We start from the raw sequence: 7,373 nt of genomic DNA, 5'->3' as shown, positions 1-7,373 counted from the left end.
GCTTCCTCGCCGGCCAGTCCTCGCTGCTGGGCATCACCGGCTGGCGCTGGATCTTCTACGTCAACGTGCCGCTCGGCCTGCTCGCCTTCGCCGCCGTGTACCGGGTGCTGCACCTGCCGCACGAGCGCCGGGAGCACCGCATCGACTGGCCCGGCGCGCTGTCCCTGGTCACCTGCATCGTGCCGCTGCTGATCGTGGCCGAGCAGGGCCGCACCTGGGGCTGGACCTCGGCTTCCGCCGTGGCCTGCTACTGCATCGGCGCCGTCGGCTTCGGAGCCTTCCTGCTCGCCGAGCGGGCCTACCGCGACGAGGCACTGCTGCCGCTGCGGCTGTTCCGCAACCGCACCTTCCGCATCGCCATCGTGGGCAGCACGGTGGTGGGCGCGGCCATGTTCGGCGGGCTGCTCCTCCTGCCCCAGTACCTGCAGATCGTGCACGGCTCCAGCGCCACGGTCGCCGGCCTGCAGATGATCCCGCTGGTCGCCGGCATCATGGCCGGCGCGGCGAGCTCGGGTGTCGTGATCTCCAGGACCGGCCGCTACAAGGTGTTCCCGCTGGCCGGGACGGTCCTCATGGCCACCGCCCTGGCGTCGTTGTCCGTCGTGGTCGGCGCCGGGACGTCGCTCGGAACGCTGGCGCCGTTCATGGTCCTGCTCGGCATCGGGCTCGGCTTCAACTTCCAGCCGGCCGTCCTCGCCGTGCAGAACGCCGTCCCGCCGGACGAGATGGGCGTCGCGACCTCGTCGGTCACCTTCTTCCGCCAGATGGGCGCCACGCTCGGGACCGCCGCGTTCCTCTCCGTGTTGGTCATCCGCCTGCCCGTGGAGATCGAACAGGCGGTGACCTCCGCCGCAGCGGGCGATCCACGGGTCGCCGAGGCGGTGCAGAGCGGCCGGTTGCCGGCCGGCGGGGACCTGTCGGACACCTCGTTCGTCCAGGGACTGCCGTCGCACCTCGCGCTGCCCTTCGAGGCCGGGTTCTCGGACGCCATCGACCTGGTGTTCCTCATCGCCGCGTGCGTTGCGGCGCTCGGGTTCTTCGTCTTCCTGCTCCTGCCCCAGCTGGCGCTGAGCACCACGTCCGGCATCGAGGCGCGCCAGGCGGCCGCCCGGCGGGCCGCCGGCGCCCCGGCGGCCGGGGCCACCACCGAACAGGCCGTCCTGGCGGCGGGTGCGGCGGCGCCGATGTCCACCCCACGGCCCACCGGCCGGCCCAGGCACGCGGCCACTCGCCGCACCCGGCCCCCCATCCCCGTCCCCCCGGGTCGCCGGTGGCTCCTGGCGGGCCTCGGCCGGGCCACGTCCGCGGCCCCGCCCCGTCGGGTCCGCGGGAGGACCAGGCACCTCCTGGTCAGCGCCGCCGCGCTCGGGATGCTCATCGGAGCCGGCGGTGCCGTGCAGGCCTCCCGAGACCCCGGGGACGGTCAGGCCGCGGACGGGCGGACGTCGGCGGTCGGCGGTGGAAACGCCGACACGCCGGTCTCGACCGGACCGACCCTCATACCCTCGCCGCTCGCCGACACCACCCTTCCCGAGCCGTCGCCGCCGGTGGAGCAGGAGACCACGAGTGGCGGGGCCGTGCCCTCGCCGGCGGCCGGCGGCACCCCGCTCGTCCAGGCGCCCCCCGCCACGACGGCCGCTGGGACGACGGCCGCTGGGACGACGGCGGCTGGGACGACGGCGGCTGGGACGACGGCGGCTGGGACGACGGCGGCTGGGACGACGGCGGCTGGGACGACGGCGGCTGGGACGACGGCGGTGCCGACCACGGAGACGGCGGTGCCGACCACGGAGACGGCGGTGCCGACCACGGAGACGGCGGTGCCGACCACGGAGACGGCGGTGCCGACCACGGAGACGGCGGTGCCGACCACGGAGACGGCGGTGCCGACCACGGAGACGGCCGTGCCGACCACGGAGACGGCCGTGCCGACCACGGAGACGGCGGTGCCGACCACGGAGACGGCCGTGCCGACCACGGAGACGGCCGTGCCGACCACGGAGACGGCCGTGCCGACCACGGAGACGAGCACCCCGGCCGTCTCGACCGGTCCCGCCGACGAGGGCACCTCCGCGACCCCGTCGCCGTGACGGCCAGCGGCACCCGGTGACGGCGGGACCCATCAGCTACAGCGAGGTCGTGCACGAGGTCGAGGGGAGTGGACCCGGGGATCGAGCTGGCGCGCTCGGAGTGTCGGGTGTGCGCCCGGTAGCACTCACCAGCCGCGGGCGCGCCACTCCGGCAGCGAGGGGCGCTCGGCGCCCAGGGTCGTGTCCTTCCCGTGCCCCGGGTAGACCCAGGTCCCGTCGGGCAGCACGGCGAACAGCCGCTGCTCGACGTCGTCGATCAGGCTGGCGAAGTCCTCCGGTGACCAGGTCTTGCCGACGCCGCCGGGGAAGAGGCTGTCGCCGGTGAAGGCGTGCGTGCCGGCGTCGCCCGGCCCCCGCCAGACCAGCGTGATGCTGCCCAGCGTGTGCCCGCGCAGGTGCACCACCTCGAGCACCTGCTCGCCGACCTCGACGGTGTCGCCGTGCGCGACGGTCCGGTCCACCGGCACCGGCAGGTCGGCGGCGTCGGCCGCGTGCGCGACGGTCGTCGCGCCGGTGGCCGCGACGACGTCGGGCAGCGCGCGGTGGTGGTCCCAGTGCCCGTGCGTGGTGACGACGGTGCGCAGGTCGGCGTCCCCGATCAGCGCCCGCAGCGTCTCGGGCTCGGCCGCGGCGTCGACCAGGAGCGCCTGGCCGGTCGCGGTGCAGCGCAGCAGGTAGGCGTTGTTGGCCATCTCGCTGACCGCGACCTTGCTGACCACGAGCCCCGGCAGCTCCCGCACGTCGGCCGGGCCGCCCACCTCGACGTCGCCGGTGTAGCTCATCGGGCCTCCGTTCGAGAACTGTCGTCGACCGCGGTTACGGTCGCGTCCATGGACGCTAGCGGAGGTCCCGGCGGCGCCCGGGTCGTCGGTCTGCCCGCCACCGCGATCGCCGCCCGCGTGCGCGCCGGGGAGCTCTCCGCCGTCGAGGTGGTGCGCGCGCACCTGGCCCACCTCGCCGACGTCGAGCCGCGGATCGGCGCGTTCCGCGTGGTCCGCGCCGAGGCGGCCCTGGCCGAGGCGGCGGAAGTCGACGCCCGGCCCGACCGCGCGTCCCTCCCGCTGGCCGGCGTCCCGGTGGCCGTCAAGGACAACGTCGCCGTGGCCGGCGAGGCGGTGACCGACGGCTGCGTGGCCCACCCGGGCGTGCCCGCCGACGCCGACCACGAGGCGGTCGCCCGGCTGCGCGCCGCGGGAGCGGTCGTCGTGGGCGTGACCCGCGTGCCCGAGCTCTGTCTCTACGCCGCCACGGACGGGCCGGGCACCGTCACCCGCAACCCGTGGGACACCGCGCTGTCGCCCGCCGGGAGCTCCGGGGGCAGCGCCGCCGCGGTCGCCGCCGGGGTGGTGCCGCTCGCCCTCGGCAACGACGGCATGGGGTCGCTGCGGCTGCCGGCGGCCACGTGCGGGCTGGTCACCCTCAAGCCCGGCCGGGGGGTGCTGCCCACGCTGGCGCTCGACTGGGGCGGCATGGTCGAGAACGGCGTCCTGGCCACCACCGTCGCCGACGTCGCGCTGGGCACCGCCGTCCTCGCGGGGCGTCCGTCGTCGCCCCCGGCCGACCCGGGCCGGCCGCTGCGGATCGCCGTCAGCCTGCGCTCACCGCTGGCCGGGAGCCGGCCCGACGGCCCCACCCGGGCGGCGGTCGAGCGGACGGCGCGGCTGCTCCGCGGGGCCGGGCACGTCGTCGTCGAGCGGCACCCGGGGACGACGCCGGACGCGACCGTCGGCACGATCGCCCGCTGGCTGGCCGGCGGGGCGGACGACGCCGCGGCACTCGGCCTCGACCCGGGGGCGCTGCAGCCGCGCAGCCGCACCCACGCCCGCCTGGGCCGGCTGGTCCGCCGGGCGGGGCTGGTCCGGCCCGCGACCGCCGAGCGGTTCCGGGCGCGGACGGAGGCCTTCTTCGCCGAGGACGACCTCGACGTGCTGCTCACGCCGATCACCAACGGCCCGCCGCTGCCCGCGCGGCCCTGGCACGAGCGCGGGTTCGTCGTGAACGTGGGAACCCAGGCCCGGTGGGCGCCGTGGGCCGCACCGTGGAACCTGGCCGGCGTCCCGGCGGTCGTGGTGCCCGTCGGTACCCGCGCCGAGGGGGTGCCGCTGGCCGTCCAGCTGGTCGGCCCCCCGGACAGCGAGACGCGACTACTCTGGCTGGCCGGAGAGCTGGAGCGCCGGCAGCCCTGGCGCCGGCACGCGCCGGTCTTCGACCCCGCCGGAGCGCCGTCCCCGGCTCCCGTCTGAGCACACCCGCACCAGGCGGCAACGTCGCCCTCGTCACGGATTGCGCCCGGGCAGTGACGGCGTTCCCCGTATCGACAACTCGACACCACCACGCAGGGCCCGGCGAGACCGGCCGGCCCGGCTGACCGACAGGGATCACATTGGACCGTCTCGTCGTCCGCGGCGCCCGTGAGCACAACCTCAAGGACGTCCACCTCGACCTGCCCCGCGACGCCCTGATCGTCTTCACCGGGCTGTCGGGGTCGGGCAAGTCGAGCCTGGCCTTCGACACCATCTTCGCCGAGGGCCAGCGGCGCTACGTCGAGTCGCTGTCGGCCTACGCCCGCCAGTTCCTCGGCCAGATGGACAAGCCCGACGTCGACTTCATCGAGGGCCTGTCCCCGGCGGTCTCGATCGACCAGAAGTCGACCAACCGCAACCCGCGCTCGACGGTGGGCACGATCACCGAGGTCTACGACTACCTCCGGCTGCTCTACGCCCGCGCCGGCCAGCCGCACTGTCCCAACTGCGGCAAGCCGATCTCCCGGCAGACGCCGCAGCAGATCGTCGATCAGGTGCTGGCGATGGAGGAGGGCACCCGCTTCCAGGTGCTCGCCCCGGTCGTGAGGGCGCGCAAGGGCGAGTACGTCGACCTGTTCAGCTCGCTGCAGACGCAGGGCTTCTCCCGCGTCCGGGTCGACGGCACGGTGCACCCGCTCACCGAGCCGCCGAAGCTGAAGAAGCAGGAGAAGCACACGATCGAGGTGATCGTCGACCGGCTGACGGTCAAGGAGAGCGCCAAGCGCCGGCTGACCGACTCGGTCGAGACCGCGCTCGGCCTCGCCGGCGGGCTGGTCGTGCTCGACTTCGTCGACCTGCCCGAGGGCGACCCCGAGCGGGAGCGCACCTTCTCCGAGCACCTGGCGTGCGTCGACGACGGCCTGTCGTTCGAGGCGCTCGAGCCGCGCAGCTTCTCGTTCAACTCGCCGTTCGGCGCCTGCCCGGAGTGCACCGGCATCGGCACCCGCAAGGAGGTCGACCCCGACCTCGTCGTCCCCGACCCGGGGAAGAGCCTCGCCGACGGCGCGGTCGCCCCGTGGGCGGGGTCGATGAGCAACGAGTACTTCCAGCGGCTGCTGGCCGGCCTGGCCGACCAGCTCGGCTTTTCCATGGACACCCCGTGGGAGAAGCTGCCGGCCAAGGTGCAGAAGGCCGTGCTGCACGGCTCTCCGGACCAGGTGCACGTCCGCTACAAGAACCGCTACGGCCGCGAGCGCAGCTACTACGCCGCGTTCGAGGGCGTATTGCCCTTCCTGGAGCGGCGGCACGAGGACACCGACAGCGACTACATGCGGGACAAGTACGAGGGCTACATGCGCGACGTGCCCTGTCCCGTCTGCCACGGCACCCGGCTCAAGCCCGAGATCCTCGCGGTCAAGCTCAACGGCCGCTCGATCGCCGAGGTCACCGGCCTGTCGATCGGCGAGGCCGCGGACTGGCTGCGCGCGCTGGAGCTCGGCGAGCGGGAACGGGCGATCGCCGACCGCGTGCTCAAGGAGATCCAGGCGCGGCTGTCCTTCCTCGTCGACGTCGGCCTGGACTACCTGTCCCTCGACCGGCCGGCGGCGACGCTGGCCGGCGGCGAGGCGCAGCGGATCCGGCTGGCCACCCAGATCGGGTCGGGGCTGGTGGGCGTCCTGTACGTCCTCGACGAGCCCTCGATCGGGCTGCACCAGCGCGACAACACCCGGCTGATCGAGACGCTGGTGCGGCTGCGGGACATGGGCAACACGCTCATCGTCGTCGAGCACGACGAGGACACGATCAAGACCGCCGACTGGGTGGTCGACATCGGTCCCGGCGCCGGCGAGCACGGCGGCGAGGTGATCGTCAGCGGTCCGGTCGAGGAGCTGCTGGCCAGCGAGCGGTCGCTGACCGGGCAGTACCTGTCGGGGCGCAAGGAGATCACCGTGCCGGCGGTGCGGCGGCAGCCGCAGCCCGGCCGCGAGCTGGTGGTCAAGGGCGCCCGCGAGCACAACCTCAAGGGCGTCGACGTCACCTTCCCGCTGGGCCTGCTGGTCGGGGTCACCGGGGTGTCCGGGTCGGGCAAGTCCAGCCTGGTCAACGACATCCTCTACACGGTGCTGGCCAACCAGCTGAACCGGGCGCGGATGGTCCCCGGGCGGCACCGCACGGTCACCGGTCTGGAGCACCTGGACAAGGTCGTGCACGTCGACCAGTCGCCGATCGGCCGCACGCCGCGGTCCAACCCGGCCACCTACACCGGGGTCTGGGACCAGGTCCGCAAGCTGTTCGCGCAGACGTCGGAGGCGAAGATCCGCGGCTACCAGCCGGGACGGTTCTCCTTCAACGTCAAGGGCGGGCGCTGCGAGGCGTGCTCGGGCGACGGCACGATCAAGATCGAGATGAACTTCCTGCCGGACGTCTACGTCCCGTGCGAGGTGTGCAAGGGCGCCCGGTTCAACCGGGAGACCCTCGAGGTGCACTACAAGGGCAAGACGGTGGCCGAGGTCCTCGACATGCCGATCGAGGAGGCCGCGGAGTTCTTCGCCGCCATCCCCTCGATCTCGCGGTACCTGCGCACCCTCACCGACGTCGGGCTGGGATACGTGCGGCTCGGCCAGCCGGCGACGACGCTCTCCGGCGGTGAGGCGCAGCGCGTCAAGCTGGCCAGCGAGCTGCAGAAGCGGTCCAACGGCCGCAGCGTGTACGTCCTCGACGAGCCGACCACCGGCCTGCACTTCGAGGACATCCGCAAGCTGCTGCTGGTGCTGCAGGGGCTGGTCGACAAGGGCAACTCGGTGATCGTCATCGAGCACAACCTCGACGTCATCAAGAGCGCCGACTGGCTGATCGACATGGGCCCCGAGGGCGGGTTCCGCGGCGGCACGGTCGTGGCCGAGGGGCCGCCGGAGTTCGTCGCATCGGTGCCCGAGTCGCACACCGGGCGGTACCTGGTGCCGCTGCTCGACCCCGAGGCGATCGAGGCCGCGGCGGCCGGCCCGAAGAAGCGGGCCACGCGCAAGCGCGCCAGCTGACC

Annotated in this window: 4 protein-coding genes; 3 read left to right on the top strand and 1 reads right to left on the bottom strand. The window is 74.1% G+C overall.

Annotation, left to right across the window (positions count from 1 at the left end; translation table 11 throughout):
- Nucleotides 1-2,090: MFS transporter (locus ACI79V_RS01690; RefSeq protein WP_456886242.1), on the top strand; the 2,090-nt coding region annotated here is incomplete at its 5' end.
- 125 nt (nt 2,091-2,215) lie between these two features.
- Here the strand turns inward: ACI79V_RS01690 and ACI79V_RS01685 are convergent.
- Complete coding sequence (locus ACI79V_RS01685) at nt 2,216-2,872, bottom strand: MBL fold metallo-hydrolase (RefSeq protein WP_456886240.1); 657 nt, start codon at nt 2,870-2,872, stop codon at nt 2,216-2,218.
- A 48-nt stretch (nt 2,873-2,920) separates the two neighbouring features.
- Between ACI79V_RS01685 and ACI79V_RS01680 the strand changes: the two genes are divergently transcribed.
- Nucleotides 2,921-4,333: an amidase gene (locus ACI79V_RS01680; protein WP_456886238.1), complete on the top strand. Its 1,413-nt coding sequence runs from the start codon at nt 2,921-2,923 to the stop codon at nt 4,331-4,333.
- A 140-nt stretch (nt 4,334-4,473) separates the two neighbouring features.
- Nucleotides 4,474-7,371, top strand: a complete 2,898-nt coding sequence (gene uvrA / locus ACI79V_RS01675; protein WP_456886236.1) for an excinuclease ABC subunit UvrA — start codon at nt 4,474-4,476, stop codon at nt 7,369-7,371.
- Nucleotides 7,372-7,373 lie beyond the last annotated feature (2 nt).

The sequence above is a fragment of the Geodermatophilus sp. SYSU D00700 genome (assembly GCF_054050255.1).
The sequence above is the reverse complement of the archived record's forward strand: the minus strand, read 5'-3'. Positions and strand labels throughout refer to the sequence as shown.